The organism is Bradyrhizobium sp. ERR14, assembly GCF_014198235.1.
Classification (GTDB): Bacteria; Pseudomonadota; Alphaproteobacteria; order Rhizobiales; family Xanthobacteraceae; genus Bradyrhizobium.
This window is the reverse complement of the sequence record NZ_JACIHD010000001.1, coordinates 509,115-527,651: the sequence shown is the minus strand read 5'-3', so window position 1 is coordinate 527,651 and position 18,537 is coordinate 509,115. Positions and strand designations below refer to the sequence as shown.

General features: G+C 65.6%; 22 protein-coding genes. 11 read left to right on the top strand and 11 right to left on the bottom strand.

The annotated features are described in order from the left end of the window. Positions 1 to 57 precede the first annotated feature (57 nt). The 6 genes from GGD62_RS02605 to GGD62_RS02585 all read left to right on the top strand — a co-directional run bounded on the left by GGD62_RS02605 (position 58) and on the right by GGD62_RS02585 (position 4,945). On the top strand, positions 58 to 1,047 hold the full coding sequence (locus tag GGD62_RS02605; RefSeq protein ID WP_092258438.1) for an acyl-CoA desaturase: 990 nt from the start codon (positions 58 to 60) through the stop codon (positions 1,045 to 1,047). Between the two features lie 137 nt (positions 1,048 to 1,184). Then, positions 1,185 to 1,442, top strand: a complete 258-nt coding sequence (locus GGD62_RS02600) for a hypothetical protein (RefSeq protein ID WP_183706969.1) — start codon at positions 1,185 to 1,187, stop codon at positions 1,440 to 1,442. A gap of 59 nt (positions 1,443 to 1,501) precedes the next feature. After that, positions 1,502 to 1,657 carry a hypothetical protein gene (locus GGD62_RS40560; protein ID WP_210317714.1) on the top strand — a complete coding sequence of 52 codons (156 nt, stop codon included), beginning with the start codon at positions 1,502 to 1,504 and terminating at the stop codon, positions 1,655 to 1,657. Between the two features lie 283 nt (positions 1,658 to 1,940). Then, entirely contained in the window at positions 1,941 to 2,978 is a 1,038-nt protein-coding gene (locus tag GGD62_RS02595) for a PrsW family glutamic-type intramembrane protease (protein WP_183706968.1), read from the top strand. Between the two features lie 69 nt (positions 2,979 to 3,047). Then, the gene (locus tag GGD62_RS02590; protein WP_092258444.1) at positions 3,048 to 3,626 is read left to right on the top strand and encodes an HdeD family acid-resistance protein; all 579 of its coding nucleotides are present in this window, start codon (positions 3,048 to 3,050) and stop codon (positions 3,624 to 3,626) included. A gap of 233 nt (positions 3,627 to 3,859) precedes the next feature. Then, positions 3,860 to 4,945, top strand: coding sequence for a 3-deoxy-7-phosphoheptulonate synthase (locus GGD62_RS02585; protein ID WP_183706967.1), 1,086 nt, complete (start codon positions 3,860 to 3,862; stop codon positions 4,943 to 4,945). A 59-nt stretch (positions 4,946 to 5,004) separates the two neighbouring features. On the opposite strand, the gene GGD62_RS02580 is transcribed toward GGD62_RS02585, so the two are convergent. Genes GGD62_RS02580 through epmA form a run of 3 tightly spaced genes read right to left on the bottom strand, consistent with a single transcriptional unit; the run spans position 5,005 to position 7,464 of the window. After that, positions 5,005 to 5,265 carry a hypothetical protein gene (locus GGD62_RS02580; protein ID WP_183234198.1) on the bottom strand — a complete coding sequence of 87 codons (261 nt, stop codon included), beginning with the start codon at positions 5,263 to 5,265 and terminating at the stop codon, positions 5,005 to 5,007. Between the two features lie 43 nt (positions 5,266 to 5,308). Then, positions 5,309 to 6,403 carry a lysine-2,3-aminomutase-like protein gene (locus tag GGD62_RS02575; protein ID WP_183234197.1) on the bottom strand — a complete coding sequence of 365 codons (1,095 nt, stop codon included), beginning with the start codon at positions 6,401 to 6,403 and terminating at the stop codon, positions 5,309 to 5,311. Beyond that, positions 6,400 to 7,464, bottom strand: coding sequence for an EF-P lysine aminoacylase EpmA (gene epmA, locus GGD62_RS02570; RefSeq protein WP_183234196.1), 1,065 nt, complete (start codon positions 7,462 to 7,464; stop codon positions 6,400 to 6,402). The genes GGD62_RS02575 and epmA overlap by 4 nt, the downstream gene beginning before the upstream one ends. Before the next feature lie 162 nt (positions 7,465 to 7,626). On the opposite strand from epmA, the gene efp reads away from it, so the two are divergent. The 3 genes from efp to GGD62_RS02555 all read left to right on the top strand — a co-directional run bounded on the left by efp (position 7,627) and on the right by GGD62_RS02555 (position 10,917). After that, positions 7,627 to 8,193: an elongation factor P gene (gene efp / locus GGD62_RS02565; RefSeq protein ID WP_018323088.1), complete on the top strand. Its 567-nt coding sequence runs from the start codon at positions 7,627 to 7,629 to the stop codon at positions 8,191 to 8,193. A gap of 24 nt (positions 8,194 to 8,217) precedes the next feature. Next, positions 8,218 to 9,840 (top strand): M23 family peptidase, encoded by a 1,623-nt coding sequence (locus GGD62_RS02560; protein ID WP_183706966.1) that lies wholly within the window; start codon positions 8,218 to 8,220, stop codon positions 9,838 to 9,840. Positions 9,841 to 9,924: 84 nt separating this feature from the next. Next, a complete protein-coding gene (locus GGD62_RS02555; RefSeq protein WP_018323086.1) occupies positions 9,925 to 10,917 on the top strand; it encodes a DUF808 domain-containing protein in 993 nt (330 codons plus the stop codon). A gap of 7 nt (positions 10,918 to 10,924) precedes the next feature. Here GGD62_RS02555 and GGD62_RS02550 read toward each other — a convergent pair whose 3' ends face one another. Together GGD62_RS02550 and GGD62_RS02545 are read right to left on the bottom strand one after the other, a co-directional pair. Continuing rightward, a complete protein-coding gene (locus GGD62_RS02550) occupies positions 10,925 to 11,428 on the bottom strand; it encodes a cupin domain-containing protein (protein ID WP_183707578.1) in 504 nt (167 codons plus the stop codon). 20 nt (positions 11,429 to 11,448) lie between these two features. Then, positions 11,449 to 11,928 carry a carboxymuconolactone decarboxylase family protein gene (locus GGD62_RS02545; protein WP_183706965.1) on the bottom strand — a complete coding sequence of 160 codons (480 nt, stop codon included), beginning with the start codon at positions 11,926 to 11,928 and terminating at the stop codon, positions 11,449 to 11,451. Positions 11,929 to 11,982: 54 nt separating this feature from the next. Here GGD62_RS02545 and GGD62_RS02540 point away from each other — a divergent pair, with 54 nt between their 5' ends. After that, positions 11,983 to 12,510, top strand: a complete 528-nt coding sequence (locus GGD62_RS02540; protein ID WP_179730551.1) for a MarR family winged helix-turn-helix transcriptional regulator — start codon at positions 11,983 to 11,985, stop codon at positions 12,508 to 12,510. Between the two features lie 7 nt (positions 12,511 to 12,517). Here the strand turns inward: GGD62_RS02540 and GGD62_RS02535 are convergent, their stop codons facing one another. From GGD62_RS02535 to GGD62_RS02525, 3 genes are all read right to left on the bottom strand, one after another. Continuing rightward, on the bottom strand, positions 12,518 to 12,703 hold the full coding sequence (locus GGD62_RS02535) for a hypothetical protein (RefSeq protein WP_183234192.1): 186 nt from the start codon (positions 12,701 to 12,703) through the stop codon (positions 12,518 to 12,520). A gap of 82 nt (positions 12,704 to 12,785) precedes the next feature. Next, positions 12,786 to 13,037: a hypothetical protein gene (locus GGD62_RS02530; RefSeq protein WP_183234191.1), complete on the bottom strand. Its 252-nt coding sequence runs from the start codon at positions 13,035 to 13,037 to the stop codon at positions 12,786 to 12,788. Between the two features lie 73 nt (positions 13,038 to 13,110). Further along, complete coding sequence (locus tag GGD62_RS02525) at positions 13,111 to 13,371, bottom strand: hypothetical protein (RefSeq protein WP_026202873.1); 261 nt, start codon at positions 13,369 to 13,371, stop codon at positions 13,111 to 13,113. Positions 13,372 to 13,519: 148 nt separating this feature from the next. On the opposite strand from GGD62_RS02525, the gene GGD62_RS02520 reads away from it, so the two are divergent. After that, positions 13,520 to 14,749, top strand: a complete 1,230-nt coding sequence (locus tag GGD62_RS02520; RefSeq protein WP_183706964.1) for a lytic murein transglycosylase — start codon at positions 13,520 to 13,522, stop codon at positions 14,747 to 14,749. Between the two features lie 110 nt (positions 14,750 to 14,859). Here the strand turns inward: GGD62_RS02520 and GGD62_RS02515 are convergent, their stop codons facing one another. The 3 genes from GGD62_RS02515 to recJ all read right to left on the bottom strand — a co-directional run bounded on the left by GGD62_RS02515 (position 14,860) and on the right by recJ (position 18,469). Further along, entirely contained in the window at positions 14,860 to 15,657 is a 798-nt protein-coding gene (locus GGD62_RS02515) for an aldolase (RefSeq protein ID WP_092258474.1), read from the bottom strand. A gap of 95 nt (positions 15,658 to 15,752) precedes the next feature. Continuing rightward, complete coding sequence (locus tag GGD62_RS02510; RefSeq protein WP_183706963.1) at positions 15,753 to 16,562, bottom strand: SDR family NAD(P)-dependent oxidoreductase; 810 nt, start codon at positions 16,560 to 16,562, stop codon at positions 15,753 to 15,755. A gap of 65 nt (positions 16,563 to 16,627) precedes the next feature. Next, the gene (gene recJ / locus GGD62_RS02505; RefSeq protein ID WP_183706962.1) at positions 16,628 to 18,469 is read right to left on the bottom strand and encodes a single-stranded-DNA-specific exonuclease RecJ; all 1,842 of its coding nucleotides are present in this window, start codon (positions 18,467 to 18,469) and stop codon (positions 16,628 to 16,630) included. Positions 18,470 to 18,537 lie beyond the last annotated feature (68 nt).

Sequence of the window (18,537 nt, the reverse complement as noted above, 5' to 3'; positions counted from 1 at the left end):
GGGTGTGACCCGGTACGTCCGCAATCACTGCGGGCCTTGAGTATTGGAAGCCCCGGAATGTCCATCGCCGACGCCGAGTTCGCCCCGGCAGAGATCGCGCTGAAGCCGCAGCTTCCACCCGGCGTCGTCACCGAAGGGCCGCTGGTCCAGGCCAAGCTGCGCGAGAGTTATCTCCTGCTCGGCATCCTCTATGTCGGCGCGGTCGCCGGCATCATCTGGGCCGTGACGCAAGGCGTCGGCAAGGTCGAGCTGTTCACGTTCGCCTGGATGTTCGCGCTGACGACGTTCGGCATCGGTGCCGGCATGCACCGCCTGTTCGTCCATCGCAGCTTCCGTACCGGTCCGATCATGCGTGTCTTCTTCTGCGCCATCGCCCAGATGGCTGTGCAGGGCTCGATCGCCAAATGGGTCGCCAACCACCGCCGCCACCATCTCTACGCCGATGACGTCGGCGATCCCCACAGCCCGCAATTCGACGGCTTCGGCAATCGCTATGTCAGCGCGTTCAAGGGCTTCCTGCACGCCCAGGGCAGCTGGGTGTTCGACCAGGCTACCACCGACAACGAATACTATGCCAAGGACATCCTCGCCGATCCGATCGCGATGTTCTTCGTGCGCACGCGCTGGGTCTGGTACGGGATGTCGGCAGTCTTCATCCCCGGCGTGATCGGCTACACATTCGGCGGCGTGCACGCCATGATCGGCTGCGTGCTGTTCTCCGGCCTGCTTCGCGCCTATCTGCTGATCCTCACCAGCCAGCTCACCGGGTCGGTCTGCCACGCCTACGGCTATCGCCGCTTCGACGTCGAAGACGCCTCGACCAACGAGTTCGTGACCACGATCCTCACCTTCGGCGAGGGTCTGCACAACAACCATCACCGCTTCCCGCGGGACGCCTACATCTCGCACGCCTGGTGGGAGATCGATCTCAACGGCCTGATCATCCTGGGCCTGGAAAAGATCGGCCTCGTCCACGACGTCTTCCACGCCTCGCACCGTCAATTGGAGCGGGCGGCCGAAGCAGAGGCGGCCTCGACGGCGCGCTGAATCGGCGGGCAGCGGCCTCCGACAGGCCGTCTTGCCTCCGCATCGCCGCCCTATCGCGGCCCCATTGCGGGATCAGCTTTTGAACGTCCGTGCCTCCAGGCCGGGCGTCATTTGCAGACTTGCGATCGGGGGACCGAATGGCAGTCGACAAAGTTACAGTGGACAAGATCACCTGGGACAGGGTCGGCCGGGTCACCGAGCCCGGACGCTACATGTACACGTTCGGCTGGCTCACCATCACCGCCGGCGATCTGGAGATCTGGAAGATCTACCCGCAGGCCGCGTTCACGCTGCTGGCGCAACCGGGCGAGACTGACACATCCGTCGGCGAGGAATTCCATCTCGGCGCCTTCGACGTGGCTCCCGGGGCGCCGCTGCCGTTCACCACGCACTGAGGGCGGAAAGCGCCGGCCGTTGCGGGAACGCATGGCATGGGCGTTGCTTTATCATCGCCATGCTACATATTCCCGCGGTCGACCAGGCTTTCCTGTTGTTGCTCATCGTCGTCTGTCTCGGCGCGTGCCTCGTCCGCGCCTTCTGGGAGCTCGAGCAGTCGCGGGCGCGCCGGATCGCCTCGCCGCCCCGCGAGGGCCCAACGAAGCGCAGCTAGCTGGCCTGCCCCGGCGCACGGCTACGCCGTGAATCGAAGAAACTCACGCATTTCCTTGATACGGCTTGTCAATCGCGCCTCAGCTCGGCGGCGCGAGCGTTATCATGGATGACGAACAGGTGCTGTCATGCAATTGATTACGCTTGCATTCTACGGCGGGGCGGGCGACGGCAGATGAACGAAGGCTGTCGCGCTCGTTAAGCGAGCCGACAGCAAGCGCATGACACATGGTCGCATCGGTGAATGTAGATAAGCGGATCAAGGGAACCTATTTTCGGCGCCGATGTACCTGATTGAAGCATTGCCCACCGTCATCGGAACGGCCGCCATCGCCCCGGCGCTGCTGATGCTGTGGCTTGTCATCGCCGCCGAGGAACGTCCGGGACCGCCGGCCCAGGTCTGGACCGCGTTCCTGTTAGGAGCGGCCAGCATCTCGCTGCTGGGCCTCGCCCGCGCCCCCTTCGCCAAGATGGTCGCCGCGCCCGACGACCCCTGGGCGGCGCTGGCCATGCATTCGATCTTCGGCGTCGCGCTGCCCGAGGAAGCCGTCAAGGTGATCGCCATCGTGGCGATCTCCTCGACCAAGCGGCGGACCTTTGCCAATCCGATGGACACCGTGGTCTATGGCGCCGCGGTCGGCCTCGGTTTCGCCGCTTACGAGAACCTCGCCTATCTGGTCCAGCACGCCGAGATGTGGCGCTCGCTGGCCGCCTTGCGCAGCGTGCTGACCGTGCCGTTCCACGGCGCGCTCGGCATCATCGCGGGCGCCTACCTGACGATCGCACGCGCCGGCACGGCGCTGGGCGCGAACCGCCACCATCGCGACTGGGCCCGCCTCTCCAGCCGCCTCCTGATGCTGGCCGGCCCGCTCGCGCTGCATTCGGCCTTCGACTTTCCGCTGCTGACCCTGCAAAGAATGCCCGATCTCGATCCGACGCTGCGGATGTGGCTGGGCGCCTCCAGTCTCTTGATCGGCTTCAGCTCGATCGCCTTCGCGATCCGCCTGGTCCGGCGCGTCGCCCGCCACCACGCACCTCGGACCGATATCGCGCGGGAGCGGCTCAGCCAGCTCCGCCGGATGTGGGCGCTGCTGCTCGCCGGCGGCGGCGTCGGCTTTCTCGGGCTCGCCTTCGTGCTGACCTCGATCCATCACTGGCTCAACCCCGAGCGCAATCTGACGCTGGCCCTGATCCCGATCGGCTTCGTCTCGATCCTGCTCGGCCTGGCGCTTCTGATTGTCACAACGGCGATCTATGTTCTCGGCCGCAACCGCATCCGCACCAGCGCGGAAGGTTTTTCCTCGGCGCCCGGCGGCGGGTGAGCCGCGGGATGGCGAGCGCGCCGCGTGCATACTAGATTGAGCGCTGACCTTTCGATCTGGAGCCTGCCGATGACGTCGCCCGAGGATTTTTCACGGCTGCAATCCATCATGAGCCAGACGGTCAAGGCGCACTGGAAGGCCTTTCTGTTCGAAGGCATCCTGCTCGCCATTCTCGGCGTCGCGGCGCTGATCCTGCCGCCGCTGGCAAGTCTTGCGATCACGATCTTCCTCGGCTGGATGTTCTTGATCAGCGGCATTGGCGGGCTGATCGTGACCTATTGGGCGCGCAGCACGCCGGGCTTCTGGTGGTCGCTGATCTCGGCTGCGCTCGCCGTGCTCGCCGGCATGCTGCTGCTGGCCCGGCCGATGCAGGCCGTGCTGACGCTGACCATCGTGGTCGGCGCCTACTTCCTTGCCGAGGGCGTCGCCACCATCATGTACGCACTGGAGCACCGCCGCGAGCTCAGCGGCCGCTGGTCGTGGCTGCTGATCTCGGGCCTCGTCGACATCGCGATCTCCTTCATGGTGATCACGGGACTGCCGAGCTCGGCTGAATGGGCCATCGGCGTCCTCGTCGGTATCAACCTCCTGTTCGGCGGCGCCAGCCTGATCGGCCTGGCGCTGGCGGCGCGCAACAGCAACACCTGACCTGCCTCGTCGCCTGCCGCGCCGATTGGGGGGTGACAATCCGCTGATGGCGCGCTATATGCCCTTCCATGATCACCGTCGCCACCAGCTATTTTTGGTACTTTAGCTACGACAGCTCGCTGGCGGCAGGAGGATCGCGCTCAATCTGAATATTGAAGCAAACGTCCGAACAAGCCGCCAGACCTGGCGGCTTTTTTATTGGCCGGCAGGTTCGAAACAAACAGGAGCCCGCCGTGCTGAGCACGACCGACGATCTTCGTATCCGCGAATTGAAAGAGCTGAGCACGCCGGAAGAGGTGATGCGGGAAGTCCCGCGCACGCTCACCGCGACGCGCGTGGTGATGGCGGCGCGCAACGCCATCCACGCCATCCTCAATGGCCAGGACGACCGCCTGCTGGTCGTGGTCGGCCCCTGCTCGGTGCATGACCCCAAGGCCGCGCTGGAATATGCCGAGCACCTCGCGAGCTTGCGCGAAGAGCTCGCCGACCAGCTCGAGATCGTGATGCGGGTCTATTTCGAGAAGCCGCGCACCACCGTCGGCTGGAAGGGCCTGATCAACGATCCTGATTTGGACGGCAGCTTCGATATCAACAAGGGGCTGCGGCTGGCGCGCAACGTGCTGTCGGCGGTGAACAATCTCGGCCTGCCCGCCGGCACGGAATTCCTCGACATGACGACGCCGCAATACATCGCCGACCTCGTATCCTGGGCCGCGATCGGTGCGCGCACGACCGAGAGCCAGATCCATCGCGAGCTGGCCTCGGGCCTGTCCTGCCCGGTCGGCTTCAAGAACGGCACCGATGGCAATGTGCGGATCGCAGCGGACGCCGTGAAGTCGGCCTCGCATCCGCATCACTTCATGGCGGTGACGAAGCTCGGCCGCTCGGCGATCGCTTCGACCGCGGGCAACGAGGACTGCCACATCATCCTGCGTGGCGGCAGCAAGCCGAACTATGATGCGGCAAGCGTCGCGGCCGCCTGCAACGAGCTGACCAAATCCGGGGTCGCGCCGCTGGTGATGGTGGATGCCAGCCACGCCAATTCGAGCAAGAAGCCCGAGAACCAGCCGCTGGTGGCGGCCGACATCGCCGGCCAGATCTCAGGCGGCGAAGGCCGCATCATGGGCGTGATGATCGAGAGCAACCTCGTTGCCGGCCGCCAGGACGTCGTGCCGGGCAAGCCGCTCACCTACGGCCAGAGCATCACCGACGGCTGCATCGATTGGCCGACTACGGCGACCGCGCTCGAGCAGCTCGCCGACGCGGTGGAAATCCGCCGCAACGCCCGGCGCGCCGGACTGCAGGAGCGCTCGGCCTAGCTCATGGCGAACACGCGTTCGCTCTCCTCACCTCTCCCCAACGGGGAGAGGTGAAAGGATCAGCAGCCGCGGCAGATGCTCTTGATCTTGCGATCGAGCTCCGCGTCTTCCTTGTTCGCGGGGGTGTTCGGATTGCTCAAATTCTTCTCGCTCGGCACGTCAGCCGCGCGCGGCTGGCGGTGACCGACCGGTGCCGGCAACACCGATCCGGAAGTTCCGCCGCTGCCGCCGGACGTCGATCCCTTGGAACCGCCGGTCTGTGCTGCCGCCGTGCCGCCAAGCAAGACCACGAGCGATGCTGCCACCATGATCTTCTTCATTCTTGCTTCTCCGTTCTCGAACCGGCGCGCTCTCCAACACCGCTCACGTCTCGGGCGGATAGAGATGAACGTCGCCGCAATAGTCCACGATACGATAGCGCGTTTCGGCTTCCGCATCACCCGCATGGGGTGCGGTATTATGCGGCGCCAGGACGTAGCTCGGCCCCACCGGGGATTTGCCGGCGCCCCCGGGAATGTCGATGACATAGTCCGGCTGACATAGCCCTGACACCCGCCCGCGCAACTGCCGCATCAACTCCTGCCCCTCCGCCAGCGTCGTGCGCAGATGCGCCGTGCCCGGCGCGAGGTCGCCGTGATGCAGATAATAGGGCTTGATCCGGCATTCGACGAAAGCTCGCATCAAATCCGACAGAGCGGCAATGTTGTCATTGACCCCGCGCAACAGCACCGACTGGCTCACCAGGGGAATTCCGGAATCGACGAGCCGCGCGCACGCGGCGCGCACCGGTCCCGTCAGTTCGCGCGCATGATTGGCGTGCAGCGCCACCCAGGTGGCCGCGCCCTCGACCTTGAGTGCCGCAACCAACTCGTCGCTGATGCGCGCGGGATCGGCCACGGGCACGCGGGTGTGAAGGCGAATGATCTTGACGTGATCGATTGCCGCGAGTTCGGCCATGATCTCGCCCATCCGGCGCGGCGACAGCATCAGGGGATCGCCGCCGGTCAGGATCACTTCCCAGATCTCGTGATGCGAACGGATGTAATCGATCGCCGCGCGATAGGCGCCGTCCGACAGCGCGCTGTCCTTGCCGGGGCCCACCATCTCGCGGCGGAAGCAGAAGCGGCAATAGACCGCGCAGACGTGAACGAGCTTGAACAGCACGCGATCGGGATAGCGATGCACAATCCCTGCTACCGGCGAGTGCGGATGATCGCCGATCGGATCGGCGTCCTCGCCCGGCTGCATCTCAAGCTCCGCGGCGCTCGGAACGAATTGCCGTGCGATGGGATCGTCGGGGTCAGATGTATCGATCAGTTCGACCAGCGCCGGCGTGATCGCCACAGCATAGCGTGCGGCAACGCGTTCGAGCGCCGGCAGCGCTGTTGCAGGCGCCAGACCTTCGGCGACGAGCTCAGCCGGCTCGCGCAAAGTGCGTGCAAGGTTCGTTTTCGTCATGTCTCACTAGACGCTTCATTTGCAGGTGGCGTCCAAACTACCTGATCGATCCGCGATGCGCCGCTTGCCAGCATCACCAGCCGGTCGAGGCCGAGGGCGACGCCGCTGGCCTCCGGCATTGCCGCAACTGCGGCCAGAAAGTCCTCGTCGAGCGGATAGGCCTCGCCGTAGCGGCGCTGCTTCTCCGTCATCGATTCCGTGAAGCGTTTTCGCTGCTCCTCGGCATCGGTCAGTTCCCCAAAGCCGTTGGCGAGTTCGACGCCGCAGGCGTAGACCTCGAACCGCTCGGCAACCCTGGGATCGTCAGCCTTCACCCGTGCCAGCGCCGCCTCTGGAGATGGGTATTCGAACAAAATGGTCAAACGCCCCTGCCCCAGATGCGGCTCGATGTGCTCGACGAGCACCTTGCTGAAGATGTCGGACCAGGTGTCGTCCCCGGCCACACGGACCTTGCTACTCGCCGCCTCGGCCAACGCGGCACGGTTACCCTCGCCGTCCCTGATTGTCGACAGCAGGTCGATGCCGGCGAACCGTTCAAAGGCCCCCGCTACGGTCAGCAGCTCGGGCTCGGCGAGGGGATCGGCGGTCCGCCCCCGGAACGAGAAGGTCCCGATGCCGGTCGCCTGCGCCGCACGGGCGATGACGACGACGCAATCGGCCATGATGGCGTCATAGGAGGCGCCTGCCCGATACCATTCCAGCATGGTGAATTCGGGTAGATGAAGGTCGCCGCGCTCACGGTCGCGGAACACCCGGGCGAGCTCGAAAATCCGCGTCTCGCCCGCCGCCAGCAGCTTCTTGCAGGCGAATTCGGGCGAAGTCCGCAGATACCGGAGGGCTCGGCTGCCGTCCGGCCGCATGATCTCGGTCCGGGGGGCGTGCAGATGGGTCTCATTGCCCGGGGAGACCTGGAGAACGGAGGTTTCGACCTCCACGAACCCCTGCTCGGCGAAAAAGCCCCGTAGAGACCCGGTAATGGCCCCCCTGGCCTGGAGGAACGGCCGACGGTCGAGATGTCGCCCGGGCGACCAGAACGGTGAGATGGGCTTGTCCCCAGCCATTACCTGACCGCCCCACGGCCGAGCAAAATGCTGGCATCTAACGGCAAAATCAGTATGTTGCGGCCCGAAACGGGCGCCGAGGTCCGATTTGAGACCCCAAGTCCCCCATCGAATTGATCACGTCCTGGCCGGTGCCGGGCCAAGCAAGCAGGAAATACAGCTTTGAGAGTCATCGCCAGTTCTATTCGCAAAGGCAACGTGATCGAGCAAGACGGCAAGCTCTATGTCGTCGTCAGCGCCGAAAACATCCACCCCGGCAAGGGCACCCCGGTCAGCCAGATCGAGATGCGCCGAATCTCGGACGGGGTAAAGATCTCCGAGCGCTACAAGACCACCGACCAGGTCGAAAAGGCCACCATCGAGGAGCGCAACTACACCTTCCTGTATGAAGATGGCGACGGCTTCCACTTCATGAATCCGGAGACCTACGACCAGGTCCAGGTCTCCAAGGACGTCGTCGGCGACGCGGCCTCGTATCTTCAACCGGACATGACCGTCAAGCTGTCGACCCACGACGTCAACGTGGTCTCGCTCGCGCTGCCCCAGCGCGTGACACTGGAAGTGGTCGAGACCGAGCCGGTGACCAAGGGCCAGACGGCCTCGTCCTCCTACAAGCCGGCGGTGCTTTCCAACGGCGTGCGCACCACCGTGCCGCCGCACATCGCAGTCGGCACCCGCATCGTCGTCATGACGGAGGACGGCTCCTACTCAGAACGCGCCAAGGACTGACGGGGAACAGAGCGATCGCAGCAGGTGCCGCCGGGGGGCGAGACAGTGGTTGGGAAGGGTTTCCGCTTCGTCTCGCTTCTTTTGGCGTCGCTTTCGCTCCTCATTGCCACTCCGCTCGCTGCGGATGAATTCCGCAGCCCCTCGCTCACGGCCCTGCGCGTCGACTGGCGCGCAGCGCTCGACCAGCTCCGCACCGAGATCAACAGCCGCCCCCGGGTCGCGGACGATTTCATCTTCGCCCCTCGCCGTTCGGTGCCGCGCTACGATCCCCGCGCGATGCCCGCATTGGTGCAGCTCAACGCGGTATCCTCGCGACTCTTCACCGGCATCACCCGCAGTCCCGTACCGGTGCTGCTGCCGTTCGACGCCGCCGCTTACCTCGAGGCGCAGCGCAGCGGCGCGACGGCGACGCTCGCGCTGTCGCGCTATCAGGCGGACTTCAATCCCGTCGACATGTTCGATGCCGGCCCCGCCGGTTACAGCGCGACCTTCTCGCTCGAGCCCGGCGCCGGCGACGGCATGCCGGGCCGGGTGTTCACAAGGCCGGTCGAAGTGCAGATCACGGGATCGGCGCTGGTCTACGACATCGCCGATCCCACCGGCGGCAAGGGCGAGCAGATCAAACCGCTCATAGCGCTCTATCCGGACCTGCGCAGGTTTATCCGGGAAGGCTATGTACGCTACGCTTTTACCCGTTTCGGCGTCGCCTATGTGGTGTCGATCCAGTGCCTCGACAGCGTCGCCAAGCCGCGGCGGCTGGCCTGCAAGGAAGCCTATCCGGTCGCCGAGCGCTTCCTGAAGGCCCTGCGCGTCGCCGGCGGCCAGCGCTTGCGACCATTGACGGACATCGCCTCCAACATCCTCGATCGCCCGACGGGCCGTTCACCGGATTTCAGCTACCGGCCGAGCGGCGATATCATCCCGAACACCGGCTACCGCAAGCAGGGCGGCCATCCCGATGCAATGGCCTATGCACAGATCCGCTTTCCGCTCGAAAAGGCTCCCGCCTTCGTCCGCTCGCAATCCTATGCCAAGCGGGACAGGACGGAGAGCACGACCGCCTATCCCTGGCGCGACAATTTCTGCGAGTCCCGCAGTTTCGAGGTCTGGCAATGCGCGGGCGGTTACGGCCACCAGGGCGAGGACATCCGCGCGGCCGACTGCCCACCGCCCGGCGAAGGCCGCGTGCCCTGCGATCCCAAGCAGCGCGGTGTCGTCGCGGTGCGCGATGCCATCGTGATCCGCGCGTCCAGGGACCAGGCCGCGACGCTTCAAGTCAACAGCCGCACCGAGCACATCCGCTTCCGCTACATGCACATGAATCCGCACGCAATGAACGCCGATGGCGTGCTCAATGGCCGCATCGTCACCGAAGGCGAGAAGATCGGCGTGATCTCGAATTATCTCGACCATCCCGCCGGTACCTCGATGCATCTGCATTTCGACGTGCAGGTGTTCACACGCGACGGCTGGATCTGGGTCAGCCCCTACGTCACCCTGGTCTCCGCCTACGAACGCCTGATCCACGCCCGCGGCCGCGAGGTCGGCCCGGAGATCGCCGTCACGTCGCAGCCGGTCGCCCATGCGCTGCCGGACGACGTCATCAAGCCGGATCTGCGCGAGGGATCGAGCGGCGAGGAGAATTGACGGCTTGCTCGCTCCAACGAAGGGCGGTGCAAGAGCTTGTTGTCGCGCGCACCGCCGGCTCAAACAAAAACAGGGATCGGGGTGATGAGTGTCGGACTGATCGGTCTTCTCGACGATATCGCGGCGATTGCAAAGGTGGCAGCGGCCTCGCTCGACGATGTGGCGAGCCAGGCTGCCAAAGCAGGCGCAAAGGCGGCTGGCGTGGTCATCGACGACGCGGCCGTCACGCCGAACTACGTCATCGGTTTTGCCTCGAAGCGCGAACTGCCGATCGTCGGCAAGATTGCAGTCGGATCGCTGCGCAACAAATTGCTGATTTTGCTTCCCGCTGCCCTGCTGCTTGGTTATTTCCTTCCCGCCGCGGTGACGCCGCTGCTCATGCTGGGCGGAGCCTTTCTCTGCTACGAGGGTACCGAGAAGGTGCTCGAAGCCGTAATGCCGCATCATGCGCACCACCATGAAGCCCAGCTCGAGCCGATCGCGCTGAATGCCCGGTCGGTCGAGGACGAGAAGGTCGCGAGCGCCATCAAGACGGATTTCATCCTGTCGGCGGAGATCATGGCGATCACGCTGGCGGCCCTTCCGGCAGGCAGCATCTGGACGCAGGCGCTGGTGCTGGCGCTGGTCGGCTTCGGTATCACGGTCGGGGTCTACGGCGTGGTGGCCCTGATCGTGAAGGCTGACGATGCCGGCGTGGCCCTTGCGGGCTACGACGGCGCCTCAGTCATTGGCGCCGCGATCCGCTCGCTTGGACGCGCGCTGGTCCGCGGTATGCCCACGTTCCTGACGGTGCTGAGCACCATCGGCACCGCCGCCATGATCTGGGTTGGCGGCGGCATCATCCTGCACGGCATCGAAAAATACGGCCCGCCCGTGGTCGGCCGCACGGTCCATGCCGCAACCGAGGCGGCCGCACACGCCCTTCCATCCATTGCCGGCATCATCGAATGGTCGGTCGAGGCAGCCATCTCAGGCGTGCTTGGACTGCTTGTCGGCGCGGTTGCGATTCCGGCAGTCCAATACGGTCTCTCGCCGGCATGGAAACGGCTGAGGCGATCGCGGGATCGCGCCTCCTAGCCGTGCTCTACTCCAAGAACGTTGTGAGCTGCGCGCCCTCGTCCGCCACGAACACCGCGATCAATTCCGCAGGCTCCGTCAGGCTGGCATTGGCCGAGACCAGATGCGTCGAGCCCGGCGGCTCGAAGAAGGACTGGCCAACGCCAAACGTCGCGACAGGACCGCCGCCAAGCTGGGAGCGGATCTCGCCCTTTGTGATGTAGGCGGTCACGGATCCTGCGTGACGATGCGGGCGCGAGAATCCGCCCGGACCATAGGTGACGCGCACGATGGTGACGCGCTTGCCCGGCACGTTCGGCAATGCGTAGGAGCCGATCGGTTCGACCTTGTCGAGCGGCGAGCTCTCCGGCGCGCTGGCGCAGAGCGGCGCCAGCGCGCCGGAGACGGCATCCATCGTCACCGGCAGCGCCTTGCCGATCGCCAGCGCACAGGCCAGCCCTGCGACGACGGCGAGCGCCGTTGAACGTGACGGCCCCGGACGCTGTACGGCAGTTAAGCTCATTGCTGTCATCATGACCTCCCTCGTGCCGATCAGGATGCCGCAGCATTCGCGGCCACCGGCCGCGGCGCCGGCGTCCAGCGAAACGCAGCCCCAAAGCGGTTCCAGACGTTGATCGAGGCGACCGCCGAGGTCAGGTACATCAGTTCGGTCTCGGAGAACTCCCGGGCCGCTTCGGCATAGACGTCCTCGCTGACGCCGTCGGGCAGGACGGTCAGCGCCTCAGCCCAGGCCAACGCGGCGCGCTCGCGCGGCGAAAAGATCGGCGCCTCGCGCCAGACCGCGACCAAATGGAGCTTGTCGACGGGAACGCCGATCCGTTCCGACAGCAGGACATGATGCTGAACGCAGAAGGCGCAGCCGTTGATCTGCGAGGCGCGCAGCTTGACGAGCTCGATGAGCTGCTTGTCCAGGCCGGCCTTGGCCGCAAGCTGACCCAGCGCCAGCACCAGATCATAAGCGTCGGGCGCGATCTTCTTGAAATCCTCGTATTCGCTACGGGCATGTGACATTGCGGTTCACCTCGTCTTATTATAAGTGTGCTTACATCTTATAAGAGCTCTGACATGTCACGCAAGACCGATGCCGTCACCAGATCGAAAACCCGCCCGGTGCCCGAACCTGCCGGCGACGCGGCGGTGCGTGTTCCCGCTGCCGGCGAAGGCAAGCGCGGCGAGCAGGGCTATCTCGGCTATCTCTTGCGCCAGGCTCACGCCGCAGTCCGTCTGACGACCGAGCGGACGCTCGCCGATCTCGGCGTGACCTCGCCGCAATTCGCGGTGCTGACGATGCTGAATGCCTATCCCGGACTATCAGGCGCCGATGTCGCCCGCCTCACCTTCCTCACGCCGCAGACGGTCGGGGTCATCATCCGCAACCTCGAACGCGACGGCGCGATTCTGATGACGCCTCATCCCGTCCATGGCCGCATCCAGCAATGGACACTGACCAAGCGCGGAACGACGTTGTTGAAGGCGTGCCGGGAACGGGTGATGGTGCTGGAGAAGCGTCTTGCCGATGGCCTCGATGCCAAGGCCGAAGCGAGCATTCGGCGGTGGCTCGCCAACGTCGCGACCGAGCTGCAGGGGGACTAGGCGAGGCCTAGTCGCCGCCTCCCCCGTCGCCGCCGTCACAGCCGGCGGCATCCCAGAAATCGCCACCCGCACCGCCGTCGCCGCCCTGAATACCGCGGCCAAAGTTCTCGGCGATGATCATCAGAACGACGACGAAGAGCCCGGCGCCGAAGGGCCAGGGATTGGCACGGATGATGTCGAACAGCTCCCGCATGCCGCATCTTACGCAGGCGGAAGCGAACCGACCGTAAAACGACAGGCCTAAAGTCAGGGATATCGGGAAGCGCGGGAGCCGACTACCCGCCCTTCAACAGTTTCTTAACCTCACCGTCGACCCAGGTCTCGTCCGCCGCGATCACCCGTACGCGGCTGTTGTCGGCAGCATTCACCAGCACATGCGAGCTCACGCGGTCGGCGCTTTGCTCGAGGTGCAAATCGGTCTCGGGCTTCCAACTCAGCGTGGTTGCGAGATCGCCGGGAAAGATCTGCCATTGCGATCCGTCGTCGAGTTCGACGACATGGCTTTCCGCATGCGTGTGTATCTTCATTCCACCCCGAATGTTCGATGAACGGACTGCATGCGCAAGGCGGGCCCCGACGCTCCGCCGGGGCCCTGCTCCGTCAGTCGTTGTCGTGATGAATCACGGTCTTGCTGCGATTGCCGAATTCATCCTGCTTCTTGATCACCGTGGTGCGATCAGAGGGCTCGCGCTCCCTGATGACGGTGGTGCGGTCGCGATCGCGATCCCGCTCACGATACTCGTGGGACTGACCGACCGTCACGCCGGCGCCGACCGGGCCGACGTGAACGCCGACTTCATCAGCGAACGCAGGCGTCGCAACGGCGGTGATCATGGCGGCGGCAAACAGATATGTCCTCATCATCTCTTCCTCCTTCCGGATACGGAGGGAATGCAGGACTGCGACAGTTTGTTCCGACAGAAGCATGATCCCGGGCCGCGCAGAATCAGCCGCGCGGCTGTTCCAGGAACCGACGCACACCGGCCATGTTTCGGGCTACAATGTGCCCATGACGCACGCTGATTCCTCCCCCCATCCGACTCGCCGCAGCCTGCTGCAATCGACGTTCGGTGCAGCCGCTTTGCTCGCATTCCCGACACACGTGCTCGCCGCGCCTCCAGGCTTCGACGAATGGCGCGAGAGCTTTCGCGCACGCGCGATGGCCAAGGGCATCTCGGCCGCGACCTGGCAGCGCGCGATGGGACGGGTCGAGCCCGACATGAGCGTGTTCAAGCAGATGCGGAGCCAGCCCGAATTCCACGAGCAGGTCTGGCAATATATCAACCGCCGCGTCTCCGACTGGCGCATCATCAACGGCAAGATCGCGCTGAAGAACAACGAGGCGCTGCTGGCGCGCATTGAGCGGGATTTCGGTGTCGAGCGGGGCACGCTGCTGGCGCTGTGGGGCGTCGAGTCCGCTTATGGCGATCCCCTGGTGCAGCAGAACCACATGACGCCGGTGTTTCCCTCGCTCGCCGCGCTCGCCTGGAACGAGCCGCGCCGCAAGACCTATTGGGAGACCGAGCTGATCAATGCGCTGCGCATCGTCGACAAGGGCTGGAGCACGCCCGAGCAGATGCAGGGATCCTGGGCCGGCGCGATGGGCCATTCGCAATGGATGCCGGAAGTCTGGCTCAATGTCGGCATCGATTATGACGGCGACGGCAAGGTCTCGCCCTTCGGCAAGCCCGACGACGCGCTGGGCTCGACCGCAAAATATCTCGTCAACCGCGGCAAATGGCATCGCGGCGAGCATTGGGGCTATGAGGTGCGCGCCGCCGGCAATATGAGCGGCAGCCGCACCTATGCGGCCTGGGCGTCAGCCGGCGTCACCCGCGCCGACGGCCAGCCGTTCCCGCAGCCGAACGCATCCGCACAAATGTGGACGCCGGTTGCGGGCGGACCGACCTTCCTGCTCGGACCGAATTTCTACTCGGTGAAGAGCTACAACCCTTCCATGAACTATGCGCTTGCGATCTGCCATCTCGGCGACCGCTGCCTCGGGGCGCCGCCCTTCATCCAGCCCTTCCCCGGCTCCGAGCGCGCGCTGACGCTTGCCGAGGTGCAGGAGATGCAGACGCGATTGACGAAAGCCGGTTTCGACACCGGCGGCACCGACGGCCGGGTCGGCAACGACACCATGAAGGCGATCAAGGATTTCCAGCAGCGCGCGGGGATTGCGCCAGCGGACGGCTATGGCGGGCTGAAGGTGCTGGCCAAGCTGCGGCAGGGGTCGTAGGCCTCGCGTTGGCCCGTAGCCCGGATGGAGCGCAGCGTAATCCGGGACAATACCTCCGCTGTTGAAGTCCCCGGATTTCGCTGCGCTTCATCCGGGCTACGCACTCATCGCTAATGCCGGTACTGCGGCTCTTCGGCGTCGAGCTGCCTGCGGATCGCGGCGAGATGGAGCCGGGCGGATTCGGAATCGCCTTCGCGCATCTGCCTGTAGGTCTCGGCCGCGATCGCGGGATCGACGGGCAGCACCTTCCGTCCCGTCGACATCGCCAGCACCTGCACCTCGGCGGCGCGCTCAAGATAATAGAGATCGTCCCAGGCTTCCGCGATGGTCGGCGCCAGCACCATCACGCCGTGGTGCTTCATGAAGACGATGTCGGCATCGCCGACGGCGGATGCGATGCGCGCACCTTCCTGGTTGTCGAGCGCAAGGCCGTTGTAGTCGCGATCGACCGCGGTGCGGCCGTAGAATTTCAGCGCGGTCTGGCCGGCCCAGATCAAGGGATCGCCTTCGGTCATCGACAGCGCCGTCGCATAGGGCATGTGGGTGTGGAATGCGACCTTGGCGCGCGGCAGGCGCTTGTGCATCTCGGCATGGATGTAGAACGCGGTCGCCTCCGGCACGCCCTCGCCGTCGAGCACATTGCCGTGGAAATCGCAGATCAGTAGCTTTGAGGCCGTGATCTCGCGAAAGGCATAGCCATAGGGATTGACGAGAAACAGATCGTCATGCCCAGGCACGACGGCCGAGAAGTGGTTGCAGATGCCTTCCTCAAAACCGTTGCGCGCGGCCATGCGGAAGCAGGCGGCGAGATCCTCGCGCGCGGTGCGGATTGCATCGGTGGCGAGGTCCGGCCGGTTCGAGCGGAATGGCGCTGACGCGGGTGAGGAAGCGTGAAGGCTGTGCGCCATGGCGAAGGACACCTCTGTCGGTCGAAAGCTGCCGTCTTGTACAGGGGCTGCGCCTGCGCGTCAGCCCCTGCGACCGCCACCCTGCCCTGCGCGGCTCAGGCCCGCCGCGGCACGCCGCCGGCATTCATGCCGCCGTCGATGACGAGCTCGCTGCCGGTGACGTAGCGCGAGGCATCGGAGGCCAGATACAGCACGCCTGAGGCGATCTCCGCCGCCTGCCCCGCGCGGGCGAGCGGCGTGACGACCTTGGCACGCTCCTCGGGATCGATTGGCGCGTTCTGGCCGGCGCCGGTCGCACCCGTCGGGATCTTGCCCCAGATCGGGGTATCGATGATGCCGGGATGCACGGAATTGACCCGGATGCCGTCGCCGGCCGCCGCGCATTCCATTGCGATCGATTTGGCGAACAGCCGCACGCCGCCCTTGGTCGCCGAATAAGCCGACAGGCCCGGCGCCCCGCGCAGGCCCGCGAGCGAGGACATCATGACGATCGAACCGCCGCCATGCTTTCGCATCAGCGGCAGGCAATGCTTGACCGAGAGAAACACGCCGTCGAGATTGATCGCATTCTGCTTGCGCCAGTCGGCGAGGGTCATGTCGACGATCGATGGCACGGAGATGCCGATGCCGGCATTGGAGACGAGAATATCGAGCCGACCATAGCGCTTGGCGATTTCGGCGACGATATCGATCCAGCGCTCCTCGCTGGTGACGTCCTGCTCCAGGAACATCGCCTTGCCGCCGGCTTTCGTCACGCGCTTGGCGAGCTCGGGCCCGCGCAGCTCATCGATGTCGGTGATGACAACAGTCGCGCCCTCGCGCGCGAACAACTCGACGATGGCCTCGCCGATACCCGAGGCGCCGCCGGTCACCAGCGCGACCTTGCCCTCAACCTGCCCTGCCATGTTCACTCCCTTTTTTGTTGTTTGAGCGACGTACTTTGTGTCGTCTGAGCTGGTCAGATCTTGCGTTATCTAATCACGGATGGCCCCTGGTCCGGTAGCGCAACGTCGATGACGCGGAATTGCACCCGCTCGACACCCTGGTAGCGGTCGACCGAGAGCGAGCCGGCGACATGCAGCTGCTGGCCGCGGTTGGCCAGCAGCGCGTTGCCGAGCTTCTGGCCGACCGAGCGGAACGCGATGCCGTTGACGATGGCGCCATCGCCCGACTTGAAGCGCAGTCGCAGATGCGCCTGCCCGACCTCGTCGGCAAAGACCAGCTGGTGCGCCGGCAGCGCCAGCACGGCTTCCGGATTGCCGCTGCCGAACGGACCGGCACGGTTCAGCGTCGCCGCAAGCTCCGTCGTCACGGCGCGCGCGGAGACCGCGCCGTCGATATAGAGCTCGTTGACGTGGCGCGCCTCGGCGACGTCCTGCGCCAGCGCATTTTCGAGATAGGCGCGAAACTCGGCGAGCTTCTCTTTCCGCAACGTCACGCCCGCGGCCATCGCGTGGCCGCCGCCCTTCAGCAGAATGCCGTCAGTGACCGCCTGCCGCACCGCCTTGCCGATATCGACGCCCGCGATCGAGCGGCCCGATCCGGTACCGATGCCGCCGGGCTCGAGCGCTATGGCGAAAGCGGGCCGCGAAAACTTTTCCTTCAGCCGGGAGGCAACGAGGCCGACCACGCCGGGATGCCAGCCTTCGGACGCCGTGACGATGACGCCGAGCTTGTCCTCGAGCCCGATCGAGGCCAGCGCCTCGGCTTCGGCTTGCGCTTCCGCGGCCTGCTCGATGACGCGCCGCTCGCCGTTGAGGCGGTCGAGCTCGGCGGCGATCCGCGCGGCCTCGACGCCGTCGCCTTCCAGCAATAGCCGCACGCCGAGATCGGCGCGGCCGATGCGGCCGCCGGCATTGATGCGAGGCCCCAGCATGAAGCCGAGATGCCAGGCCTCCGGCGGCCCGTTGAGCCGCGCCACGTCCATCAGCGCGGTATGACCGACATGGTCGCGCCGCCGCATCGCGATCAGCCCCTTGGCGACGAAAGCGCGGTTGAGGCCGATCAGGGGCGCGACGTCGGCAACCGTCCCGAGCGCGACGTGATGCAGCATGCCGAGCAGATCGGGCTCGGGCATCTCCGCACTCCAGAAGCCGCGCTGCCGCAGCTCGCGATTGACCGCGACCAGCGTCACCAGCACGAGACCGACCGCGGCGAGATGGCCGAGACCGGAGAGATCGTCGAGCCGGTTCGGATTGACCAGCGCGTCAACCTCCGGCAGCTCGGTGCCGGCCTGGTGATGGTCGATCACGACCACGGACATGCCGAGCCGCCTGGCTTCGGCGAGCGGCTCGATGCTGGTGGTGCCGCAATCGACGGTGACGAGCAGCGTGGCGCCCTTGGCCGCCAGCCCACGAACCGCTTCGACATTGGGCCCATAGCCTTCGAAAATGCGGTCGGGAATGTGGATCAGCGGATCGAGTCCGCAATGGCGCAGGTGCCAGGCGAGCAGCGCCGCCGAGGTCGCGCCGTCGACGTCGTAATCGCCGAAAATCGCGACCTTCTCGCCCTTCGCCGCCGCATCCGCGATCCGCTTCGCCGCCGCCTCCATCTCCGTCACCGTGAACGGGTCCGGCATGAGCTTGCGGATGGTCGGATCGAGAAAGTCGGGCACCGCGTCGATATCGACGCCGCGGCCGGCCACCACCCGCGCCAGCAATTCGGGAAGCTGGTGCCGCTGCACGATGGCGAGCGCCTGGGCCGCCCCGCGGGGATCCAGCCGGTCGCGCCAGAGCTTGTCGGTCAGCGAGCGGGCGACGCCGAGAAAGGCCTGGGGCGCTTCGACAGGCAAGGCAGTGGCGGGCGGCGTCATGATGAGGGGCTGGCTAGAGGGACCCGGAAGTCGGAGCTGTCGCATCGGTTCGGCTGGCGACGACGATT

What these genes read in the sequence shown, in the direction of transcription:
- GGD62_RS02605 (WP_092258438.1), top strand. Translation starts at nt 58, where the DNA reads ATGTCCATCGCCGACGCCGAGTTCGCCCCGGCAGAGATCGCGCTGAAG.
- GGD62_RS02600 (WP_183706969.1), top strand. Translation starts at nt 1,185, where the DNA reads ATGGCAGTCGACAAAGTTACAGTGGACAAGATCACCTGGGACAGGGTC.
- GGD62_RS40560 (WP_210317714.1), top strand. Translation starts at nt 1,502, where the DNA reads ATGCTACATATTCCCGCGGTCGACCAGGCTTTCCTGTTGTTGCTCATC.
- GGD62_RS02595 (WP_183706968.1), top strand. Translation starts at nt 1,941, where the DNA reads ATGTACCTGATTGAAGCATTGCCCACCGTCATCGGAACGGCCGCCATC.
- GGD62_RS02590 (WP_092258444.1), top strand. Translation starts at nt 3,048, where the DNA reads ATGACGTCGCCCGAGGATTTTTCACGGCTGCAATCCATCATGAGCCAG.
- GGD62_RS02580 (WP_183234198.1), bottom strand. Translation starts at nt 5,265, where the DNA reads ATGAAGAAGATCATGGTGGCAGCATCGCTCGTGGTCTTGCTTGGCGGC.
- GGD62_RS02575 (WP_183234197.1), bottom strand. Translation starts at nt 6,403, where the DNA reads ATGACGAAAACGAACCTTGCACGCACTTTGCGCGAGCCGGCTGAGCTC.
- epmA (WP_183234196.1), bottom strand. Translation starts at nt 7,464, where the DNA reads ATGGCTGGGGACAAGCCCATCTCACCGTTCTGGTCGCCCGGGCGACAT.
- GGD62_RS02555 (WP_018323086.1), top strand. Translation starts at nt 9,925, where the DNA reads ATGAGTGTCGGACTGATCGGTCTTCTCGACGATATCGCGGCGATTGCA.
- GGD62_RS02550 (WP_183707578.1), bottom strand. Translation starts at nt 11,428, where the DNA reads ATGACAGCAATGAGCTTAACTGCCGTACAGCGTCCGGGGCCGTCACGT.
- GGD62_RS02545 (WP_183706965.1), bottom strand. Translation starts at nt 11,928, where the DNA reads ATGTCACATGCCCGTAGCGAATACGAGGATTTCAAGAAGATCGCGCCC.
- GGD62_RS02540 (WP_179730551.1), top strand. Translation starts at nt 11,983, where the DNA reads ATGTCACGCAAGACCGATGCCGTCACCAGATCGAAAACCCGCCCGGTG.
- GGD62_RS02535 (WP_183234192.1), bottom strand. Translation starts at nt 12,703, where the DNA reads ATGCGGGAGCTGTTCGACATCATCCGTGCCAATCCCTGGCCCTTCGGC.
- GGD62_RS02530 (WP_183234191.1), bottom strand. Translation starts at nt 13,037, where the DNA reads ATGAAGATACACACGCATGCGGAAAGCCATGTCGTCGAACTCGACGAC.
- GGD62_RS02525 (WP_026202873.1), bottom strand. Translation starts at nt 13,371, where the DNA reads ATGAGGACATATCTGTTTGCCGCCGCCATGATCACCGCCGTTGCGACG.
- GGD62_RS02520 (WP_183706964.1), top strand. Translation starts at nt 13,520, where the DNA reads ATGACGCACGCTGATTCCTCCCCCCATCCGACTCGCCGCAGCCTGCTG.
- GGD62_RS02515 (WP_092258474.1), bottom strand. Translation starts at nt 15,657, where the DNA reads ATGGCGCACAGCCTTCACGCTTCCTCACCCGCGTCAGCGCCATTCCGC.
- GGD62_RS02510 (WP_183706963.1), bottom strand. Translation starts at nt 16,562, where the DNA reads ATGGCAGGGCAGGTTGAGGGCAAGGTCGCGCTGGTGACCGGCGGCGCC.
- recJ (WP_183706962.1), bottom strand. Translation starts at nt 18,469, where the DNA reads ATGACGCCGCCCGCCACTGCCTTGCCTGTCGAAGCGCCCCAGGCCTTT.